Genomic DNA, 20362 nt, shown 5'->3' with positions numbered 1-20362 from the left:
CTGCTGCTATGCTTAGGGAACGATTTCCCTCAAGCATAAGAGCAGGAGCCCAAATAGATGAAAACCATTCCCCTAGGCCAAACCGACTTACAGGTTTCACGTCTCTGTTTAGGCTGCATGACTTACGGCGATCCCACGCGCGGCAATCACGCGTGGACGCTGCCTGAAGAGAGCAGCCGACCGTTGATCAAGCAGGCGCTGGAAGCCGGCATCAACTTCTTCGATACCGCTAACAGCTATTCCGATGGCAGCAGCGAAGAGATTGTGGGCCGGGCGCTGAAAGATTTTGCCCGCCGCGATCAGGTTGTGGTCGCCACCAAGGTCTATTTTCCGCTGAGTAATCTGTCACAAGGCTTGTCGCGCCAGAATATCTTGCAATCGATTGATGACAGCCTGACGCGCCTTGGTATGGAGTATGTCGATCTGCTGCAGATTCACCGCTGGGATTACGCCACGCCGATTGAAGAGACGCTGGAAGCGCTGCATGAAGTGGTGAAATCCGGCAAGGCGCGTTACATCGGCGCATCATCAATGCACGCATCGCAGTTTGCTCAGGCGCTGGAACTGCAAAAGCAAAATAACTGGGCGCGCTTTGTCAGCATGCAGGATCAGTACAACCTGATTCAGCGTGAGGAAGAGAATGACATGCATCCGCTGTGTCAGCGCGAAGGGATCGCGGTGCTGCCGTGGAGCCCGCTGGCGCGCGGTAAACTCACGCGTCCATGGGGCGAAACCACCGCACGTTCGGTATCGGATAATGTGATGGAGAAGCTGTATACCGGCACCGAAGAGAACGATGCGGCAATTGCCGAGCGTCTGGCTAATGTAGCCGCCGATAAAGGCGTGACGCGCGCGCAGGTGGCGCTGGCGTGGCTATTACATAAACCGGCGGTCACCGCGCCGATCATTGGCGCTTCGCGCGAGCAACAGTTCGCCGAGTTGGTGAAAGCGGTGGATGTTGAATTGAGTGAGAATGAGATTGCCGAGCTGGAAACGGTATATCAACCGCATCCGATGGTGGGGTTTGAGTAAGGTAGACCATTCCCCTCACCCCAGCCCTCTCCCGCAAGCGGGCGAGGGAGCAGTATCTGCAGTACCCACCTAATCGTTCCTTCTCCCACTTGTTGGAGCAGAACGAGCAGTCCCTACCTAATTGTCCCCTCTCCCACTTGTGGGAGAGGGTTAGGGTGAGGGCAATTTACTTCGCGCCGAAGTGATCAAACCCTTTCACATCTACACTGCGCGGCTTGCCGTTCTCCAGCAAACTCAGCCCTTCCGATTCGGGTGCAATCTGCCCAATACAGGTATAAGGCACACCAAAATGGCCGAGCGCCACGTCAATCGCGCCACGGTTCACTTCTGGCACGGTAAAGCACAGCTCGTAATCTTCGCCGCCGCTCAACGCCCATTTCAGCACCAGTTCAGGCTCGAAGTGATCGCGCAGGGCCGCTGAAAGCGGTAACGCGTCGAGATTGATGCGAGCGCCAACGCGGCTGGCGGTCAGCACATGGCCGAGATCGGAAATCAGGCCATCAGAGATATCGATCGCCGAGGTTGCCAGACCGCGCAGCGCCTGGCCTTGCAGCACGCGCGGCATTGGACGCAGATGGCGTTTGATCAACGCTTCGTGCACCGCCGGATCGTTCAGGCGATGGCGATGCTGCAGCAGCGATAAACCGGCCGCGCTGTCACCCAGGGTGCCGGTGACGAAAATCCAGTCGCCTGGCTTCGCGCCCGAACGTTTCAGCGCCCTTCCCACTGGCACTAAACCGTGAATGCCGAGCGTCATGCTCAGCGGTCCGCGCGTGGTATCGCCACCAATCAGCTGCATATCGTAATAATCCAGCAGCTCAAACAGGCTGTCGCTAAAGGCCGCCACCCACGGTTCATCAATTTCAGGCAGCGTTAATGCCAGCGTCAGCCAGGCCGGATCGGCGCCCATGGCGGCTAAATCGCTGAGATTAACGGCGACGGCTTTGTAGCCGAGATCGGCGGGATGGATATCACGTAAGAAGTGGACGCCTGCAACCAGCGTGTCGGTGCTGATGGCAAGTGTCTGTTTTTCTGGCACGTTAAGTAACGCGCAGTCGTCACCAATTCCTTTCTCCACATCGCGGCGGGAGCTGGTGACGCGGTTAAAGTAACGTGCAATCAGTTCGAATTCACCACAAGACATAAGTCAGGTCTCAATGAGAAAAAGGCCGGATAACCGGCCTTTAACGCTATTTTTTGTTTGGTCGAATTTGCGGGGCAGCTTTGTCGAGCACACCGTTGACGAATTTGTGGCTGTCTTCAGCACCAAACACTTTTGCCAACTCGATGCCTTCGTTGATGGCCACTTTATAAGGCACATCAGAACGCTTGCTCAGCTCATACAGCGAAATACGCAGGATGGCTTTTTCTACCTGGCCCAGCTCTTCCAGCTGACGCGACAGGTAAGGCTTCATCAGACCGTCCAGGTACGCGCTGTTAGTCGCCACACCGGCCAGCAATTCGCGGAAATAGCTAATATCGACGTCTTTGACGTCTTGTTCCGCCAGAAACTGGTATTCCACATCGGCAATGTCGTTCTTAGACAGCTGCCAGGAGTAAAGCGCCTGGACAGCGCACTCACGGGCGCGACGACGAGCAGCAGGTTTCACAAAATTCCCCTTACAAAAATCAGGCTTTGATGGCTTTCAATACGTTGATCATTTCGAGTGCAGTCAGGGCCGCTTCGGCACCTTTATTACCTGCTTTCGTGCCGGCGCGTTCAATCGCCTGCTCGATATTTTCAGTGGTCAACACGCCGAAGGTCACCGGGATTTCGCTGGTCATCGCGACGTGCGCAATGCCCGAGCTGGCTTCACCGGCCACATATTCGAAATGTGCGGTGCCGCCACGGATGACAGTGCCCAACGCAACAATGGCGTCGTGCTTACCGGCTTTCGCCAGTGCGCGTGCTGCCAGCGGCAGTTCGTATGCACCTGGAACCCAGACAACGGTGATGTTATCTGCTTTCACCTGGCCGATGCGCTTAAGTGCGTCAATCGCGCCGTCCAGCAGGCTGTCATTAATGAAGTTGTTAAAACGCGCAATTACGATGGCAATGTTTGCATCAGGCGTGGCAACAGGAGCTTCGATAACTTTCATACATATCCTTTGGGTTGTTTTATGGCCCCGCAGAAGGGGGCGGATTCTATCATACTCTTTGGCGACGCGCTCAGGCTTTTCCGCGCGCTTTCAGCGCGGCGTCAGCGTCAGGCGCAGGTCCTCGCCAACCAGGCGCACATCGCTAAAATTCAGGGCCGGCGCATCGGCCAGCTGTTCCAGTCCGGGCAGCGTGCACAGGCCGCGTGCGGCATTCCCTAACAGCTTTGGCGCCATGTAAACAATCAGCTCATCCACCAGGCCCGCTTGCAGCAAAGCACCCGCTAATCCGGCACCCGCTTCCACCCACACGCTGTTGATCTGGCGCTGGCCGAGCAACATCATCATCGCGACCAAATCAAGCTGTTCACCACGCTGGGGCACCGCAATCTGGGTCACGCTGGCAGGCCACGCGTGTTGATCGGGCTCGCTGCGCATCAGCCAGGTTTCGCCTGGCTGGTCAATCAGTCGGTGCTGCGGCGTGACGCGCTGTTGGCTATCAATCACCACGCGCACCGGCTGGCGCAGCTGGCTTTCTTCGAGCTGCGCACGCACCTCTTCATTCAATTCACTCCAGCGTACCGTGAGCGACGGATTGTCCGCCAACACCGTGGCGCTGGTGCTAAGAATAGCTGAACTCTGGGCGCGTAAACGTTGCACATCGCGCCTTGCGGCCGCGGAGGTGATCCACTGACTTTCGCCACTCGCCATGGCGGTGCGGCCATCAAGGGATGCGCCGAGCTTCAGCTGGATCCACGGGAATCCGGTCCGCATACGTTTGAGAAAACCCCGGTTCAGCGCTTCCGCTTCGTTCATCATCAGGCCATGACTGACGTCGATGCCCGCCTGCTGTAAACGGTAGAGTCCACGTCCTGCCACCTGCGGATTGGGATCCTGCATCGCGGCGACCACGCGCGTCACGCCTGCGGCAATCAGCGCATCGCAGCACGGCGGCGTGCGTCCATGGTGGCTACAAGGTTCCAGCGTGACATACGCGGTTGCGCCAGCAGCTCGTTCGCCCGCCATACGCAGCGCATGCACTTCGGCATGCGGTTCGCCGGCGCGCTGATGCCAGCCTTCGCCGACAATCTCGCCCTCGCGCACAATCACGCAGCCGACGTTGGGGTTAGGTGTGGTGGTAAAGCGTCCGCGCCGCGCCAGTTCCAGCGCGCGCGCCATATAGCGTTCGTCAGTCATGGATTAGTCCTGTAGACGGGCGATCTCTTCACCAAAATCGCGAATATCTTCGAAGCTGCGATAGACCGAGGCAAAGCGAATGTAGGCCACTTTATCGAGCTTTTTCAGCTCATCCATCACCAGATTGCCGATCAGTGCGCTTGGCACTTCACGTTCACCGGTGGCACGCAGCTGAGTTTTAATATGATTGACCGCGCTTTCAACCGCATCGGCGCTGACGGGGCGTTTTTCCAGCGCCTTAATCATGCCGCTGCTGAGCTTGTCTTCATTGAAGGGTTCACGCACATCGTTGCTTTTTACCACGCGCGGCATCACCAACTCTGCCACTTCAAAGGTGGTAAAACGCTCATGACACACCAGACACTGACGACGGCGACGCACCGACGATCCTTCACTAACCAGACGAGAATCAATCACTTTGGTGTCCACAGCGGAGCAGAATGGGCAATGCATGAGGCTTCCTGATGCGAGATAAATAGGCCACACAGTGTAGCGCGATCGCGCCACAAAATGTATGTGTGTGGCACATAATGTGTGAATCCCCGTTTGTGACGTTAAGCCAAATGCAAGACATCACCTACATGACCTCAGGCAAAAAACCACTACGCTTAAAGAGCCGCCAGCAAGGCGGCCAACATCATAAAAATCTGGAGGATGTATGGGTCTGTTTGATTTCGTGAAAGATGCTGGAGAAAAACTGTGGGATGCCGTCAGTGGCGGCGGCGACGATGCCAGCAAGAAATTGCAGGATCACATCAACAAACTCGGTTTGCCCGACAGCGATAAGGTCAAGGTGGATGTCAAAGGCGATACCGTTACTGTGACTGGTGATGGCATCTCTCAGGAGTTGAAAGAGAAGATTCTGGTGGCCGCCGGTAACGTCGCGGGCATCACCAAGGTGGATGACAAGGTCACCGCCAGCGATGCCGCTACGCCCGCGAAATTCTATACCGTGAAAAAAGGCGATACCTTGAGTGCGGTATCGAAAGAGGTCTACGGAAATCCTAATGAATACAACAAGATTTTCGAAGCGAACAAGCCAATGCTGACGCATCCTGATAAGATCTACCCTGGCCAGGTTTTACGAATTCCCGAATAAAGAAAGGACATTGCATGACGATCAGGACGTTTTGGGCTCCGGCAGCACTCTCTTTGCTGGTTCTCAGTGGTTGCAGTTCAACGCCGGTTTCACCGCAGGTCAAAGATTTGCATCAGGAGGTGAGTCAGCTTAATCAGCAGATGCGCAAGCTGACCAATCAGGCAGCGGCGCTGGAGATTCAGGGACAGCTGAACAGCCAATCCACCCAGGGCGCGTGGCTGTTGCCGCAAGCCAATACGCCGGTGGAGTTACAGACGCAGCTAGGTAAATTGCGTTTGTCACTCTCGCAGGTGGCGGGTGAAGCCAGCGGCAGTCGCGCCAATCTGAATATCCGCTCGACCGATGATCAGCCGATTCCGGCACTGCGCGCGACCGTGGTATGGGGCGAAATGGATCCGGCCAGCGGCAAACCGCTTAACGCGGGCAGCCTGAGCCAGACCATCGAGGTTCCTGCACAGTTAATGCCGCGCAGTTCCGTTAGCGTACCGCTGCGACTCAGCGGGTTAACCCCGGAGCAACTCGGCTACGTGCGCGTGCACGATGTTGAGCCTCCAGCGACGAAAACCACGCCCTGATCGACAGGCATAAAAAAACGGGCTGCCAATGGCAGCCCGTTTACTTTCTGACTCCGCGTTACGGCAGAATCGAAGGCTGATCTGCGCCCTCTTTTTCCACTTTCTGTACCAGCATATGTTCACGCTTCATGCCGAGTTTCAGCGCCAGCGCTGAAGAGACATAAATCGATGAAATGGTACCAATGGTGACACCGATCAGCATGGTCAGTGAGAAACCTTTCAGCAACGCACCACCAAACACGAACAGGATCATGATCATCGCCAGCGTAGTGATGGAGGTGATCAAAGTACGGCTCAGCGTCTGGGTCAGCGACACGTTAGTGATGTCGTAAGAAGAACCGCGGCGAATCTTGCGGAAGTTCTCACGAATACGGTCGGAGACCACGATCTTATCGTTAAGCGAGTAACCAATGACCGACATCAATGAAGCGACAATCGTCAGGTCGATTTCGACGTGCGCCAGCGACAAAATACCACAGGTGATGATCACATCGTGCGCCAGCGCCAGAACGGTGCCGAGCGCTAAACGCCACTCAAAGCGGAAGCCGATGTAGATCAAAATCGCAATCAGCGCAGACAGCAGCGCCATCGCACCGGCCTGCGCCAGATCGCTACCCACGCTTGGGCCAACGAACTCGATACGTTTCACGGTAGCGTTCTGCTGCGTGGTCTGGCTAATGGAAGCCAGCACTTTATTGCCCAGTTCGGTGCCGGCATTGCCGGTGGCCGGAGGCATACGCACCATCACATCACGGCTGCTACCAAAGTTCTGCACCAGCGGCTCTTCAAAGCCCGCTTTCACCAAACCTTCACGCAGCGCGTCGAGATCCGCCGGTTTTTCCAGGTTAATCTCAATCACCGTTCCGCCGGTAAAGTCGAGGCCCCAGTTGAAGCCTCGCACACCGACAATGACAATAGATGCCACAATCAGCAGACCGGAGATGATGAAAGCCAGCTTATCCCAGCGCATAAAGTCGACGACTTTACGCCCGTGGTTTAGCTGCTCAATACTATATTCCTGTGCCACAACGCACTCCTCAGATAGACAGCTTGTTGATGCGTTTGCCGCCGTACACCAGGTTAACGATGGCACGGGTGCCGACGATAGCGGTAAACATTGAAGTTGCGATACCGATAGCCGTAGTAATCGCAAAGCCTTTGATTGAACCGGTACCGACCGCATAAAGAATGATCACTTTGATAAGCGTAGTGACGTTGGCGTCGACGATACTGGAGAAGGCGCCTTTATAGCCTTCATGAATCGCCTGCTGTACCGATCGTCCGTTACGCAACTCTTCTTTAATACGTTCGTTAATCAACACGTTAGCATCGACCGCAACCGCCAGCGTCAGCACGATACCGGCAATACCCGGCATGGTGAGCGTCGCGCCTGGCAGCAGTGACATGATGCCGACAATCAGCACCAGGTTACACAGCAGCGCGCTGGTAGCGATAAGACCAAACTTCTTGTAGAACACCACCATGAACAGGATCGACGCAATCAAACCCCACAGGCAGGCTTCGAGGCCTTGTGTGATGTTCTGCTGACCCATGGTTGGGCCGATAGTACGCTCTTCTACAATCTGGATTGGCGCAATCAACGCACCCGCGCGCAGCAGCAGCGACAGCTGACGTGCTTCGTTTGCATTATTGATACCAGTGATACGGAAGCTGTTACCGAGGCGCGACTGAATGTTCGCCACGTTAATCACTTCTTCCTGTTTCACCAGAATCGACCGGCCGTTGGCATCTTTCTTACCGCTGTCTTTGTACTCCACAAACAGGGTCGCCATCGGCTTACCGATGTTGTCCTTGGTGAAGTTGGACATCATGTTGCCGCCCGCGCCATCCAGTGAAATGTTCACCTGCGGCTGGTTGTACTCATCCATGCTCGACGTGGAGTCGGTGATGTGATCACCGGTCAGAATCACACGCTTGTACAGCACCACTGGCTGCCCGTCGCGGGTTTTCTTCACTTCCGAATCGCCGGGCACACGGCCGCTGGCCGCTGCGGTTGGATCCACGCTGGTGTTCACCAGACGGAATTCCAGCGTGGCGGTAGCGCCCAGAATCTCTTTGGCGCGCGCGGTGTCCTGAATACCCGGCAGTTCCACCACGATGCGGTCAGAACCCTGACGCTGCACCAGCGGTTCGGCAACGCCGAGCTGGTTCACACGGTTACGCAGAATGGTGATGTTTTGCTGCACCGCATATTCACGCGCTTCGCTCAGACGCGCATCACTCATCACCGCACGCAGCGCATCGCTGCCCTGGCTTGAGATCACCAGATCGCGGTGGCGAGTAGACAAGTAGCTGATTGCCGCGTCACGGCTGGCGCCGTCACGGAAACGCACTTCTACGCCATAGTTCGCGATTTTATTAACGGTGGTATACGGAATGCTTTTGTCGCGCAGATCGCTGCGCAGGCTGTCGGCGTTCTGCTCTTGCAGTTTGCCCAGAGCCGTATCCATATCCACTTCCATCAGGAAGTGAACGCCGCCGCGCAGATCAAGACCGAGTTTCATCGGTTCCGCGGACAGCATGCTCAGCCAGCGAGGCGTTGCCGGCGCAAGGTTAAGGGCCACAATGTAGTCTTCGCCCAGCGCGCTGGTGAGTGCATCACGCGCGCGCAGCTGTCCATCCTGCGTTGCAAAGCGGGCCAGAATGGCACCATTTTCCAGAGCGAGGGATTTGCTCTCGATATTGTCTTGTTTTAATACGGTCTGGATCTGATCCAACGTTTGCTCACTGGCGGCGCCACCGCGCGCACCAGTGATCTGAACGGCCGGATCCTCACCATAAAGGTTAGGAAGCGCATAGAGCAGGCCGACGAGAATCACGACGACCAGCATGATGTACTTCCACAAAGGATAACGGTTTAACACGGCAGTTCCCTTCGGGAAGAAAAAATTACAGCGCCTTCAAAGTACCTTTCGGCAGAACGGCGGCCACGAAATCACGTTTAACAACTACTTCAGTGGTGTCGTTCAGGGCAATAGAAACATAGCCAGTTTCTGCCACTTTGGTCACACGGCCAACTAAACCACCGCTGGTCAGCACTTCATCACCTTTAGAGATGGAATCCATCAGTTTCTTGTGATCTTTAGTACGCTTCTGCTGCGGACGCAGAATCATGAAGTAGAAGATCAGACCAAAGACCACCAGCATGATCACCAGAGAATACGGACTTCCCTGAGACGGTGCGCCTGCTGCGGCTACGGCGTCAGAAATGAAAAAGCTCATTAAATTTCCCTCATTGATGAATTATCAGACGTTCAGCGGAGGAACCGCCTTCCCCGTCCGTTGGTAGAACTCGCTAACAAAGTGCTCTAATTTACCCTCTTCGATAGCCTTACGTAAACCGGCCATCAAACGCTGGTAATAGCGCAGATTGTGAATGGTATTCAGGCGTGCGCCCAGTATTTCGTTACAGCGATCAAGATGATGCAAGTAGGCGCGGCTATAATTGCGACAGGTGTAACAATCACACTCTGCATCCAGCGTTGCGGTGTCATCTTTATACCGGGCATTACGAATTTTCACCACGCCATCGGTAACAAACAGATGACCATTGCGCGCATTGCGCGTTGGCATAACGCAGTCAAACATATCGATACCGCGGCGAACGCCTTCCACCAGATCTTCTGGCTTGCCGACGCCCATCAAATAACGCGGTTTGTCTTGCGGAATTTGCGGACAGACGTGCTCCAGGATTCGGTGCATGTCCTCTTTAGGTTCACCCACCGCCAGGCCGCCCACAGCGTACCCATCAAAGCCAATCTCTACCAGACCTTTAACCGAGACATCTCGTAAATCTTCGTAAACACCGCCCTGAATAATGCCGAATAATGCATTTTTATTGCCGAGTGAATCGAAGCGATCGCGGCTGCGTTGTGCCCAGCGCAACGACATCTCCATCGAACGTTTGGCGTAATCCCAATCCGCCGGATACGGCGTACATTCGTCGAAGATCATCACCACGTCAGAACCGAGATCGAACTGAATCTCCATCGACTTTTCCGGATCGAGGAAAATCGGATCGCCGTTGATCGGGTTACGGAAGTGCACGCCCGCTTCGGTGATCTTACGGATATCGCCAAGGCTGAACACCTGGAAGCCGCCGGAATCGGTAAGGATCGGTCCTTGCCAGTTCATGAAATCGTGCAGGTCGCCGTGCAGTTTCATGATCTCCTGACCTGGGCGCAGCCACAGGTGGAAGGTGTTGCCGAGCAGGATTTGCGCGCCGGTCTCTTTCACTTCTTCCGGCGTCATGCCTTTCACCGTGCCGTAAGTGCCCACGGGCATAAATGCTGGGGTTTCAACAACGCCACGATCAAAGACCAGACGGCCACGGCGCGCGCGCCCGTCGGTAGTATCTAATTCAAATTTCACATTAACCTCTGATCAGAGAAACAGTCTGATTCAATTATGCGCCGACGCTTTCGTCAGGCGCTTGTGGATTACGGGTGATGTACATCGCATCCCCGTAGCTAAAGAAACGGTACTGCTCTGCCACCGCGCTGTGATAAGCCGCCATGGTGTGCTGATAACCAGCAAAGGCCGAAACCAGCATAATCAGGGTCGATTCCGGCAGATGGAAGTTGGTGATCAGCGCATCGATCACCTGATAGTGATAGCCGGGATAGATGAAAATTTGGGTGTCATCGAAGAAGGGTGCGATCAGCGCGTCCTGGCTGGCCTTCGCGGCGCTCTCCAGCGAACGTACTGAGGTGGTGCCCACGGCGACCACTTTGTTGCCGCGTGCTTTACACGCCAGCACCGCATCCACCACATCCTGCGGCACTTCCGCGTATTCGGCATGCATGATGTGATCCTCGATGGTTTCAACGCGCACCGGCTGGAAAGTCCCGGCACCGACGTGCAGCGTGACAAACGCCATCTCGACGCCTTTAGCTTTCAGCGCTTCCAGCAGCGGCTCGTCAAAGTGCAAACCGGCGGTCGGTGCGGCGACGGCGCCGGGACGCACGCCGTACACGGTCTGGTACAGCTCACGGTCAGCATCTTCATCCGGACGATCAATATACGGCGGCAGCGGCATATGGCCGACGCTGTTGAGAATATCCAGCACCGCGCGATCGTCTTCGAAGGCGATCTCAAACAGTGTGTCATGGCGCGCCACCATCGTGGCTTTGACACTTTCGTCATCGCCCAGCAGCAGCGCTGCGCCCGGCTTGGGCGCTTTGGAGGCGCGCACGTGCGCCAGCACGCGCTTATCGTCCAGCATGCGCTCAACCAGCATCTCGATTTTGCCGCCGCTGGCTTTACGCCCAAAGACGCGCGCCGGAATCACGCGGGTGTTGTTGAACACCAGCAGATCGCCCGGATTGAGCTTATCCATCACGTCTGTAAATACGCCGTGGCTTAACGCGCCGCTTGGACCATCCAGCGACAGCAAGCGGCAACCGCTTCGCTGCGCCTGCGGATAGTGGGCGATTAAGGAATCTGGCAACTCAAAGGTAAAATCGGCTACGCGCATGCTTCACTTCTTCAGGACTTAAAATCAGGCGGCATAGTCTAGCGGAAAAGCGGCAAATTCTGAACAACTGGCTGCGCTTCTGTGATTCTGCGAATACACAAAATAATTCGAGGTGCAGGCAGGCTGCAAACGAGAGCAGCTCACGCACCTGTAACTTGAAGTATGACGTGTATATAATGCGCCATGAACTTTCTCGCTCACCTTCACCTGGCGCAGCTGGCTAACAGCTCTCTGCTGGGCAATCTCATGGCCGATTTCGTGCGCGGCAACGTGCAATCACAATGGCCTGCACCGGTGGTGGATGGCATTGCCATGCATCGTCGCCTCGACGTCCTGACCGATAACCTGCCCGAAGTGCGGATTGCGCGTGCGCTGTTTCGTCCGGAAACGCGCCGCGTGGCCCCCATCACGCTCGACGTGATTTGGGACCACTTCCTCGCGCTACACTGGGATAAATTCCACCCAACGCAGTCGCTGGTGGCATTTACCGCGGCGGCTGAACAAAACATCGTGCCGCAGCTGGCGGGCACGCCGGAAGGTTTCGTCGAGCTGAACGCCGTGATGTGGCGCGAACGCTGGTTTGAGCACTATGCCGAACCAACGCGGCTGGCACGCGTGCTCAACGGCATGGCGCATCGCCGTCCGCGCTTAGCCGCGCTGCGCGACTCCTATCAGGATTTTGTTGATCACTACGAGCAACTTGAGCCGCTGTTCTTCCAGTTTTATCCGCGCTTAATGGCCGCCGCGCGCGCGCAGGAATTGTAATATTAGGTAATTCAAGACCCGTCTGTTGGACGGGAAATTTCCCATCACCTACCCTGCGTGACCTTAATCTTCGTCACACTCAGGGAAATCTCATGCAGCATCTTATTGCCAACCGGCTCGCAGAAGCCGGTCTTAGCTACACGCACATCCTGGCGTTGGGGATAGTGATTGCCATAATCTTTGCCATCTCACTGCTTACTCACGCCATTCTGCACCGCGCTATCTTGCCGCTGCTGCGTCGCTACACCGAGAAAAGTAGCCGTCAGTGGCCAAAAGCGCTGATTAACAGTCGCCTGTTTAGCCGCAGCGTCTGGCTGATGCAAGGTGTGCTATTCAAATTACAGACTGAACTCTTCCTGCACGACAGTGCTCAGATCTATGCAGCGCTGCTGATTTTCGCCCAGCTGTGGATGATGATCTTCGCCCTGCTGATGTTGTTCTCCTTGCTGGATTTACTGCAGCAGCTCAGCGCGAATAGCATGCTAGCGCAGCAATTGCCGCTGCGCGGTATTATCCAGAGCGTGAAATTAATCGCCGCCATTTTAATGGTAATCATGATTATTTCGCTGCTGTTGGGTAAATCGCCTGGCGTATTGATCACCGGACTCGGTGCCATGACCGCGGTGCTGATGCTGGTATTTAAAGATCCAATTCTGGGTCTCGTGGCCGGTATTCAGTTGGCGGCCAATAATATGCTGAAAATGAATGACTGGCTGGAAATGCCGAAATATGGTGCGGACGGTGCGGTCATCGATATTTCTTTAACCACGGTAAAAGTGCGCAACTGGGATAACACCATTGTTACCATTCCCGCTTACGCCTTAATTTCCGACTCCTTTAAAAACTGGCGCGGTATGTCGGAATCCGGTGGGCGTCGCATTAAGCGCAGCATTCATATTGATACCACCAGTATTGGCTTCCTTGATGATGCCATGATGCAGCAGCTGAAAAGTGCGCATCTGCTGGCACCGTATCTGGATAGCAAAAGCGAAGAAGTGGCCGCATGGAATGCGCAACTGGGCTGTGATTTAGATTCGCCACTCAACGGTCGCCGCCTGACGAATATCGGTACCTTCCGCGTCTGGCTGCAGAGCTGGCTGGAGCAGCATCCGCGTATTCATCAAGAGATGACGTTAATGGTGCGGCAGTTAGCACCAGGTGAAAACGGTTTGCCGCTGGAAGTGTATGTGTTCACCAACACCACGGTGTGGAAAGAGTACGAGAATATTCAAGCGGATATCTTTGACCATATTTACGCGGTGCTACCTACTTTCGGTCTGCGCGTCCATCAATCGCCAACCGGTAATGACATGCGTCAAATTGGCGTAAGAACCCGCCATTAAGGCTTCATCCCGTATTACCCGCCAGTAAGAAGAAAAATTTCACTGGCGGGCTTTTCCCCCTCTTGTCACGCGCAGCCATCTGCGGCTTAATGAAGCCTTTCTTAACTTTTGTTAACTTCGTCACACAGCCAATACGCCATTTTTGGCGTCTGTTGTTGCTTCGCCAGCCTGAAAATCATAAGAGGGAAAGATGTCATCAGCTTCGCTTACCGAACTCGACGCACGTTATCATTTCGCCTGTGATGTTGCCAAAACCGCCGCCAGCCGGGCTCTATCCTGGTATCAGCAACGTCATCAATTAGTAGTTGAGCATAAGAAAGATCTGCAGGATGTGGTCAGCGAAGCCGATCGCAACGTTGAGGCATTGGTCAAGCATCTGATCCACGAACGCTTTCCTGACGATGCGGTGTTGGGTGAAGAGAGCGGCGGCAATACTGCTGGCGCACGCTTTATCTGGGTGCTCGATCCGATTGATGGCACCAGCAGCTTTCTTAACGGCTTGCACAACTGGTGCGTATCGCTGGCGATCGTTTGTGAAAACGAAGCGGTGATTGGCGTGGTGTGCGATCCCAATCATCATGAAACCTTTCACGCCTGCCGCGGCAAAGGTGCATGGGTTAATGATAAGCGCATCCAGGCGCACAGCGCGCAGCAGCTTGATCAGGGATTGCTTGGTCTGAGCAGCTCCAACAGCCAACCGATTGAACCGCTGACCACTTTTATCAGCGCATTATTGGCGCAGGGCGGCATGTTTATCCGCAATGGCTCGGGGGCGTTGATGAGCGCATGGGCGGCGGCCGGTCGCTTAATTGGTTACTACGAAGCGCATATGAATCCGTGGGATGGCTTGCCGGGCATTGTGCTGATGCGCGAAGCGGGCGGCATTACCAACGATTATCTGGCTAATCACGGCTTGCAGAACGGCAATCCGGTGTTGCTGGCTAATGCGGTGATTTATCCGCAGCTGAGAGCGCTGCTGCCTGGGCATTTATCGTTATAATTTCCGTAATCGGTTAAGTTCGTTAATTTATGCGAACTTAACCTTCATGCAAAATTACTTAAGCGCGCTGTAAGTAATATTCTATTCCGAAGTGAGAATTTTCTCTTTTTTTCTTAAACATCCCGGCATCAATAAAAATACGATATGCTGCGCAAGTCAAACATCCCTTAGTAATACTTATTTTCTCCTTTTTTGTTGTTCTTTTTCGGCGCCAGGATGCGCCGAGATATTTTTTGGCATTTTATTATTTAGGGATAGCGTGATTATTTTTTTATATTATGTTTAATCGTCATCGATAAAAAAGGTCGCCATCAATGGCGACCTTACAATATCATCAGCTTTTACGCTTTTTCACTAGCGGCCACGCCAGTAATAGCAGCGCAATCCACGCAAAACCAACGTACAGCGACACGCGCGTATCCGGGAAGTAACCAATCAGCCCAATAATGAAGGCCAGGAACAGCACGCCGAACCATGCGGTAGCGCTACCGCCCGGCATGGCAAAATCAAGCTTACCGGCTTGCTCTTTGCCAATCTTGCGGCGGAAGGCGATCTGCGACAGCAGAATCATGATCCACACCCAAACGGTAGCAAAGGTCGCCAGCGAGGCGATCACCAGGAACACTTTCTCTGGCATCAGGTAGTTGAGATACACCGCAATCAGCATCGCCAGCATCATCACCAAAACGGTCACCCACGGAATTCCGCGATTCGAAACCTTCTGGAATACCTTCGGTGCGTGGCCCTGTTGCGCCATGCCGTGCAGCATACGCCCCACGCCAAACACATCGCTGTTAATCGCCGACAGCGACGCCGTCAGCACCACGAAGTTAAGAATTGATGCCGCCGCCGCAATACCCAAATGCTGGAAGGTCAGCACGAACGGACTGCCAGAAGTGCCCACCTGATTCCATGGATAAATCGACATGATGACGAACAGCGTACCAACGTAGAATACCAGAATACGCATCGGTACGGAGTTGATGGCGCGTGGAATCGAGGTCTTCGGATCTTCCGCTTCACCGGCAGTAATCCCGATAATCTCAATGCCGCCGTAGGCAAACATCACCATCTGCAGTGACAGCAGCATGCCGACAATGCCGTGCGCGAAGAAACCGCCGTTGGTCCACAGATTGTGAATGCCGGTCGGCTGGCCGCCGTTGCCGATGCCCCAGAAAATCATGCCGAAGCCGGCGAGAATCATGATGATGATGGTGGCGACTTTGAAAAAGGAGAACCAGAACTCCACTTCGCCAAAGACTTTCACGCTCATCAGGTTGATGGCGCCGATAATCAGCACCACGCTCAGCACCCAAATCCAGTGCGGCACATCGGGGAACCACACGCCCATGTAGATACCAAAAGCCGTTACGTCGGCAATCGCCACAATCAGGATTTCAAAACAGTAGGTCCAGCCGGTGATGTATCCGGCCAGCGGGCCGAGATAATCCTGCGCATAGCGCGAGAATGAGCTGGCCTGCGGATTGTTGACCGACATTTCCCCCAACGCACGCATGATGATGTACGCCACCGCACCGCCGATGATGTACGCCAGCAGCACGCTTGGGCCCGCCATTTTGATGGCATCTGCCGAGCCGTAAAACAGCCCGGTGCCAATCGCCGATCCCAGCGCCATAAAGCGAATGTGGCGCGTGCTCAGTCCGCGTTTGAGCTTATTGGTTTCTTGCATAACACTCAGTACCTTGAAAATGAAAAACCACGGGCAAGCCCGTGGTTGGAATTAACAGCAATGTCGCTTACTGATGAACCGCGACCTGCTCACGTCCTTTTGCCCGATCAACTACCGCGGCAATCACCAGCATCGCCAGCGATGGCGGCAACCAGGAAAGTCCCTGATCGGCCAGCGGCAGATGCTGACTGAACAGCGGCAACACATCTTTGAAGCTGGTGGTTTTGATGGCATCAACGATACCGAACAGCAGGCTTACCAGCATGGTCGGCGCGATAATACGCGAACTTTTGTTCCAGAACTTCAGCGTGAAGCTCAGCACCACCAGTACGATGCATGGCGGATAAATCGCCGTCAGCACCGGAATCGAAATCTGAATCAGATGGCTCAGACCGAGATTCGACACCACCATCGAGAACAGGCCCAGAATAAATACCAGCGTTTTATACGACAGCGGAACATATTGCGCAAAGAATTCTGCACAGGCGCAGGTCAGGCCCACCGCCGTTACCATGCAGGCGACGAAGATCAGTGCCGCAAGGAAGAAGCTGCCCATGCCGCCGAAGGTCTGCTGCACGTAAGCATGCAGAATCTCAGCACCGTTCGCGCTTTGCGCCACCAATGCGCCGCTATCGTTACCGAGTTTGAACAGCGTCAGGTAAATCAGCGTCAAACCGATACCGGCGATGATGCCCGCCAGCATGGTGTAGCGCGTCAGCAGTTTGGCATCTTCAACACCGCGTGAGCGCGCCGCATTGACGATGACGATACCGAACACCAGCGCTCCCAGCGTATCCATGGTCAGATAACCATTAACGAAACCGCTGGAGAAGGCGGCACGCTGATACTCTTCGGTGCCCGGCGAAACGCCACCGGCCGGCCAGATCAGCACGGCAACGCCGAGCACAATCAGCGCCAGAATTTTCAGCGGAGCGAGGAAGTGGCCGACGGTATCCAGCAGTTTGCCCGGATACAGTGAGATGCCAATCACCAGCGCGAAGTAAATCAGGCTGTAAATGAACAGCGGCAGCGTGCCGTCGCCGGTCAGCGGTGCAATACCCACGGCAAAGGAAACGGTGGCGGTACGCGGCGTGGCAAACAGCGGGCCAACAGCCAGGTAACACACGGTCGCCAGCAGCAAGCCTGCGGCTTTACCAATCGGCGAGCTTAGCGCATCAATGCCGCCGCCCACACGCGCCAGCGCGATGACGGTGATCACCGGTAAGCCAACAGCCGTAATCAGGAAGCCGAAAGCCGCAATCCAAACGTGTTCGCCAGACTGAATCCCCACCATCGGTGGGAAGATGATATTTCCTGCGCCAACGAACAGGGCAAACGTCATGAAGCCCAGCGCCAGGATATCCTTGGAGGTTAAACGATGTGTCATAAACTTCTGTACTGCCTGTAGCTGATGTTGCGGTGGAAGTTGAGTTCGTGTTGTCCTCTGGATGCGCTAAAACAAGGGCTTATCAGGCAAGACCAGCGTGTTATGCGGGACTAATCGTTAAAGCGCAGGTGATTTAATCTACTTTTCTTCTGTTCGCAGAGGGATAAATCGACAACGGCGCAAATTAGAACGTTTATAGCGAAGAAAGGCAATACAGGATCGAAAAACCAGAAGGATATAACAAGATAGTGGAAGAAAGCAGTGAATCACGGTGGAATAGCGGCAAAACACCTCAGATGATTTGCTAAATGTTTCCTCGATGCGAGAGATCTCTTTGCATAAATCAGCCTGCAGATGCACAAAAGGCGCGATTTACGCGCCTGTTTGGCTAACTTTACAGCATTACCAGACTGTTCTTGCTATATCGACCACCAGACGAATCTTCTGCCACTGCTGCTCTTCGCTCAGGCTGTTGCCCTCTTCGGTTGAGGCAAAGCCACACTGCGGGCTGAGGCAGATTTGATCAAGGCTCACGAACTGTGACGCTTCCTGCAAACGCGCTTTCACCTGCTGCGCATCCTCCAGCTCGCCGGTTTTGGTGGTGATCAAACCCAGCACCACTTGCTGATGACCCGGCTTGAGGAAGCGCAGCGGCTCAAAACCACCTGAACGTTCGTTGTCATACTCAAGGTAGAAAGCATCGATATTCACGCCGCCAAACAGCACTTCGGCGACCGGCTCATAGCCACCTTCGGAAATCCAGGTTGAGCGGAAGTTGCCGCGACAAACATGCAGCCCAACGGTCAGATCCTCTGGCTTACCTTCCAGTGCAGCATTCAGCACTTCAGCATAGATGCGCGCCAGTTCCTGTGGATCTTCACCACGCTCGCGGATCTGCTGCTGCTGTTCGGTAGAGCACAGATAGGCCCACACCGTGTCATCCAGCTGCAGATAACGGCAGCCAGCCGCATAAAACGCTTTGATGGCGTCTTTGTAGGTCTGCGCCAGATCGGCGAAGTACTCTTTCAGATCGGGATACACCGTGGCATCGATCACCTTACGGCCACCGCGGAAGTGCAGCACGCTTGGGCTGGGAATGGTCATCTTGGCAACCGCATCGCCCGCCACGCTTTGCAGGAAGCGGAAGTGCTCCAGCATCGGGTGTTGAGGATTAAAGGCCACTTTACCGGTGACTTTCACGCCGTGCGCTTTGGTCTGCACGCCGTTGAACTGAATGCCCTGCTCCGCTTCGAACAGCTCGACGCCGTGCAAATCGCCAAAGAAATCGAAGTGCCACCAAGCGCGACGGAATTCACCATCGGTAACGATCTGCAGGCCGTTGGCACGCTGCTGCTCCACAACATGGCGGATTTCGCGATCTTCAACCTGACGCAGTTGATCAGCGTTGATTTCGCCATTGGCAAACTGCACACGCGCCTGCTTGATGGCTGCGGGACGCAGAAAACTGCCGACGGTATCGGCGCGGAACGGGTTATGACGTGGCATTTTATCTCCTGGCTGAGCGCATAGTTGCGTCAGGGTATAATTTCGCTGGGTTATTTCAGCCATCTGGACGGCTATATGTCCACGAAGAATGCCACGCTGTTACCCTTTCGGCAACGGAAGAAAATTCAGCTTACATGAAACTATTTCATGTTCAGATGCACGTTCTTCAATTTCCCTCAATTGCCGCTCGCGCTTGCGCCATCTGGCTATCTGATAATGGCAGATAACCCGCTTCGCTCACCCGACGCTGACCTTGTGGCGATAACACCTGATGCAGAAAGGCATTCACCAGCGGCGGCAGCGGTTTGCCGGGTGCTTTGTTGACGTAGATATAAAGCGGGCGCGACCACGGATAGCGGCCGTTGCGAATCGATTCGGCATCCGGCATCACGCTGTCGCCGTTCGCCGTGACCACCGGTAGCATTTTCACGCCGCTGAGATGAAAGCCAAAACTGGCATAACCGATGCTGTTGGGCGTGGCGGCAACGGCTTGTACCACCGCCGCAGAGCCGGGGAATTCAGCGACATCAGCACGGAAATCACCTTTGCACAGCGCCTGCTGCTTAAAGAAGCCCCACGTTCCCGACGCCGAGTTGCGGCCATAGCGCTGGATGCTGCGCGTGGCCCACTGGCCTTCGCTCAGGCCGAGATCGCCCCAGCGCTGCGGCACCTGTTGCCCGCCGCACAGACGCGTGATGGAGAACAGCGCATCGAGTTGTTGCGGCGCGATGCGCGACAGCGGATTGTCCTGATTAACCACTACCACCAGCGCATCCATCGCCACCGGCACCGCCAGCGGCGGATAGCCGTAGCGCGCGGTAAAAAGTTGACGTTCGTCGATCTGCATCGGCCGGCTCATCGCGCCCAGCTGGGCAGCACCTGCCGCCAGCGCCGTCGGCGCAGTAGAAGATCCCGCCGCCTGCACCTGAACGTTGACGCCCGGCGACTGGCGGCTGAAATCCTCGCCCCATAATGTCATCAGATAACCCAGCGTATCCGATCCAACGCTGCTCAGATTGCCGGTTAGCATGGTTTGTTGGCCGTGTGCCAAAGCAGAGCAAAGCAGCAAGAGGGAGATCAACAGCGATTTCATTGGCGATTCCGCAATTCAGTAAGACGCCTATTCTGGAGCGGTGCGATTTATCACGCAATACATTGCGTATGGGTTGTTAAT

The 20362-nt window shown here is 55.0% G+C and carries 20 protein-coding genes; 6 read left to right on the top strand and 14 right to left on the bottom strand.

The genetic code is table 11. From position 1 onward, the window contains the following. Positions 1-57: 57 nt before the first annotated feature. A complete protein-coding gene (locus tag ACYAC5_RS04860) occupies positions 58-1032 on the top strand; it encodes an aldo/keto reductase (protein ID WP_192414018.1) in 975 nt (324 codons plus the stop codon). Positions 1033-1198: 166 nt separating this feature from the next. Here ACYAC5_RS04860 and thiL read toward each other — a convergent pair whose 3' ends face one another. From thiL to nrdR, 5 genes are all read right to left on the bottom strand, one after another. After that, positions 1199-2176, bottom strand: a complete 978-nt coding sequence (gene thiL, locus ACYAC5_RS04855; protein WP_101762440.1) for a thiamine-phosphate kinase — start codon at positions 2174-2176, stop codon at positions 1199-1201. 46 nt (positions 2177-2222) lie between these two features. Next, positions 2223-2642 carry a transcription antitermination factor NusB gene (gene nusB, locus ACYAC5_RS04850; RefSeq protein ID WP_007887007.1) on the bottom strand — a complete coding sequence of 140 codons (420 nt, stop codon included), beginning with the start codon at positions 2640-2642 and terminating at the stop codon, positions 2223-2225. A 19-nt stretch (positions 2643-2661) separates the two neighbouring features. Then, positions 2662-3132, bottom strand: a complete 471-nt coding sequence (gene ribH, locus ACYAC5_RS04845) for a 6,7-dimethyl-8-ribityllumazine synthase (protein ID WP_007887008.1) — start codon at positions 3130-3132, stop codon at positions 2662-2664. A 90-nt stretch (positions 3133-3222) separates the two neighbouring features. After that, positions 3223-4326, bottom strand: coding sequence for a bifunctional diaminohydroxyphosphoribosylaminopyrimidine deaminase/5-amino-6-(5-phosphoribosylamino)uracil reductase RibD (ribD, locus tag ACYAC5_RS04840; protein ID WP_192414017.1), 1104 nt, complete (start codon positions 4324-4326; stop codon positions 3223-3225). 3 nt (positions 4327-4329) lie between these two features. After that, positions 4330-4779, bottom strand: coding sequence for a transcriptional regulator NrdR (gene nrdR, locus ACYAC5_RS04835; RefSeq protein WP_008103978.1), 450 nt, complete (start codon positions 4777-4779; stop codon positions 4330-4332). A gap of 205 nt (positions 4780-4984) precedes the next feature. Here nrdR and lysM point away from each other — a divergent pair, with 205 nt between their 5' ends. Both lysM and ACYAC5_RS04825 read left to right on the top strand, forming a co-directional pair. Then, positions 4985-5425, top strand: coding sequence for a peptidoglycan-binding protein LysM (lysM, locus tag ACYAC5_RS04830; protein WP_101762442.1), 441 nt, complete (start codon positions 4985-4987; stop codon positions 5423-5425). Positions 5426-5439: 14 nt separating this feature from the next. After that, positions 5440-6000, top strand: a complete 561-nt coding sequence (locus tag ACYAC5_RS04825) for a SadB/YajI family lipoprotein (protein ID WP_462062491.1) — start codon at positions 5440-5442, stop codon at positions 5998-6000. Between the two features lie 58 nt (positions 6001-6058). On the opposite strand, the gene secF is transcribed toward ACYAC5_RS04825, so the two are convergent. The 5 genes from secF to queA are packed head-to-tail and all read right to left on the bottom strand — an operon-like array spanning position 6059 to position 11497. Beyond that, on the bottom strand, positions 6059-7027 hold the full coding sequence (gene secF / locus ACYAC5_RS04820) for a protein translocase subunit SecF (protein ID WP_101762444.1): 969 nt from the start codon (positions 7025-7027) through the stop codon (positions 6059-6061). Between the two features lie 10 nt (positions 7028-7037). Beyond that, positions 7038-8885 carry a protein translocase subunit SecD gene (gene secD / locus ACYAC5_RS04815; RefSeq protein ID WP_101762445.1) on the bottom strand — a complete coding sequence of 616 codons (1848 nt, stop codon included), beginning with the start codon at positions 8883-8885 and terminating at the stop codon, positions 7038-7040. A 25-nt stretch (positions 8886-8910) separates the two neighbouring features. Further along, positions 8911-9243, bottom strand: a complete 333-nt coding sequence (yajC, locus tag ACYAC5_RS04810; RefSeq protein ID WP_008103990.1) for a preprotein translocase subunit YajC — start codon at positions 9241-9243, stop codon at positions 8911-8913. A gap of 24 nt (positions 9244-9267) precedes the next feature. Then, the gene (gene tgt, locus ACYAC5_RS04805; protein WP_061717469.1) at positions 9268-10392 is read right to left on the bottom strand and encodes a tRNA guanosine(34) transglycosylase Tgt; all 1125 of its coding nucleotides are present in this window, start codon (positions 10390-10392) and stop codon (positions 9268-9270) included. Between the two features lie 34 nt (positions 10393-10426). After that, the gene (gene queA, locus ACYAC5_RS04800; RefSeq protein WP_192414012.1) at positions 10427-11497 is read right to left on the bottom strand and encodes a tRNA preQ1(34) S-adenosylmethionine ribosyltransferase-isomerase QueA; all 1071 of its coding nucleotides are present in this window, start codon (positions 11495-11497) and stop codon (positions 10427-10429) included. Positions 11498-11680: 183 nt separating this feature from the next. On the opposite strand from queA, the gene ACYAC5_RS04795 reads away from it, so the two are divergent. From ACYAC5_RS04795 to ACYAC5_RS04785, 3 genes are all read left to right on the top strand, one after another. Beyond that, a complete protein-coding gene (locus ACYAC5_RS04795) occupies positions 11681-12262 on the top strand; it encodes an ACP phosphodiesterase (protein ID WP_192414010.1) in 582 nt (193 codons plus the stop codon). 92 nt (positions 12263-12354) lie between these two features. Next, the gene (locus ACYAC5_RS04790) at positions 12355-13605 is read left to right on the top strand and encodes a mechanosensitive ion channel family protein (protein ID WP_192236718.1); all 1251 of its coding nucleotides are present in this window, start codon (positions 12355-12357) and stop codon (positions 13603-13605) included. A gap of 190 nt (positions 13606-13795) precedes the next feature. Then, complete coding sequence (locus ACYAC5_RS04785) at positions 13796-14605, top strand: inositol monophosphatase family protein (protein ID WP_277974589.1); 810 nt, start codon at positions 13796-13798, stop codon at positions 14603-14605. Between the two features lie 334 nt (positions 14606-14939). Here ACYAC5_RS04785 and proY read toward each other — a convergent pair whose 3' ends face one another. The 4 genes from proY to ACYAC5_RS04765 form a co-directional block, all read right to left on the bottom strand. Further along, positions 14940-16295, bottom strand: coding sequence for a proline-specific permease ProY (proY, locus tag ACYAC5_RS04780; protein WP_101762450.1), 1356 nt, complete (start codon positions 16293-16295; stop codon positions 14940-14942). 67 nt (positions 16296-16362) lie between these two features. After that, positions 16363-17682, bottom strand: coding sequence for a branched-chain amino acid transporter carrier protein BrnQ (brnQ, locus tag ACYAC5_RS04775; protein WP_101762451.1), 1320 nt, complete (start codon positions 17680-17682; stop codon positions 16363-16365). Positions 17683-18084: 402 nt separating this feature from the next. Continuing rightward, a complete protein-coding gene (locus ACYAC5_RS04770) occupies positions 18085-19188 on the bottom strand; it encodes a cobalamin-independent methionine synthase II family protein (RefSeq protein WP_192414007.1) in 1104 nt (367 codons plus the stop codon). 166 nt (positions 19189-19354) lie between these two features. Next, on the bottom strand, positions 19355-20281 hold the full coding sequence (locus tag ACYAC5_RS04765; protein WP_462062485.1) for a PstS family phosphate ABC transporter substrate-binding protein: 927 nt from the start codon (positions 20279-20281) through the stop codon (positions 19355-19357). Positions 20282-20362 lie beyond the last annotated feature (81 nt).

It is taken from the genome of Pantoea sp. y20 (genome assembly GCF_054903455.1).
Note: the sequence above shows the minus strand (reverse complement) of the source record. Positions and strands in the feature narration are given on the sequence as shown.

Coding starts and splice junctions, on each gene's coding strand:
- ACYAC5_RS04825 (WP_462062491.1), top strand. CDS start 5,440: ATGACGATCAGGACGTTTTGGGCTCCGGCAGCACTCTCTTTGCTGGTT.
- ACYAC5_RS04795 (WP_192414010.1), top strand. CDS start 11,681: ATGAACTTTCTCGCTCACCTTCACCTGGCGCAGCTGGCTAACAGCTCT.
- ribD (WP_192414017.1), bottom strand. CDS start 4,326: ATGACTGACGAACGCTATATGGCGCGCGCGCTGGAACTGGCGCGGCGC.
- nrdR (WP_008103978.1), bottom strand. CDS start 4,779: ATGCATTGCCCATTCTGCTCCGCTGTGGACACCAAAGTGATTGATTCT.
- ACYAC5_RS04785 (WP_277974589.1), top strand. CDS start 13,796: ATGTCATCAGCTTCGCTTACCGAACTCGACGCACGTTATCATTTCGCC.
- brnQ (WP_101762451.1), bottom strand. CDS start 17,682: ATGACACATCGTTTAACCTCCAAGGATATCCTGGCGCTGGGCTTCATG.
- ribH (WP_007887008.1), bottom strand. CDS start 3,132: ATGAAAGTTATCGAAGCTCCTGTTGCCACGCCTGATGCAAACATTGCC.
- ACYAC5_RS04770 (WP_192414007.1), bottom strand. CDS start 19,188: ATGCCACGTCATAACCCGTTCCGCGCCGATACCGTCGGCAGTTTTCTG.
- queA (WP_192414012.1), bottom strand. CDS start 11,497: ATGCGCGTAGCCGATTTTACCTTTGAGTTGCCAGATTCCTTAATCGCC.
- ACYAC5_RS04790 (WP_192236718.1), top strand. CDS start 12,355: ATGCAGCATCTTATTGCCAACCGGCTCGCAGAAGCCGGTCTTAGCTAC.
- lysM (WP_101762442.1), top strand. CDS start 4,985: ATGGGTCTGTTTGATTTCGTGAAAGATGCTGGAGAAAAACTGTGGGAT.
- proY (WP_101762450.1), bottom strand. CDS start 16,295: ATGCAAGAAACCAATAAGCTCAAACGCGGACTGAGCACGCGCCACATT.
- thiL (WP_101762440.1), bottom strand. CDS start 2,176: ATGTCTTGTGGTGAATTCGAACTGATTGCACGTTACTTTAACCGCGTC.
- ACYAC5_RS04860 (WP_192414018.1), top strand. CDS start 58: ATGAAAACCATTCCCCTAGGCCAAACCGACTTACAGGTTTCACGTCTC.
- yajC (WP_008103990.1), bottom strand. CDS start 9,243: ATGAGCTTTTTCATTTCTGACGCCGTAGCCGCAGCAGGCGCACCGTCT.
- ACYAC5_RS04765 (WP_462062485.1), bottom strand. CDS start 20,281: ATGAAATCGCTGTTGATCTCCCTCTTGCTGCTTTGCTCTGCTTTGGCA.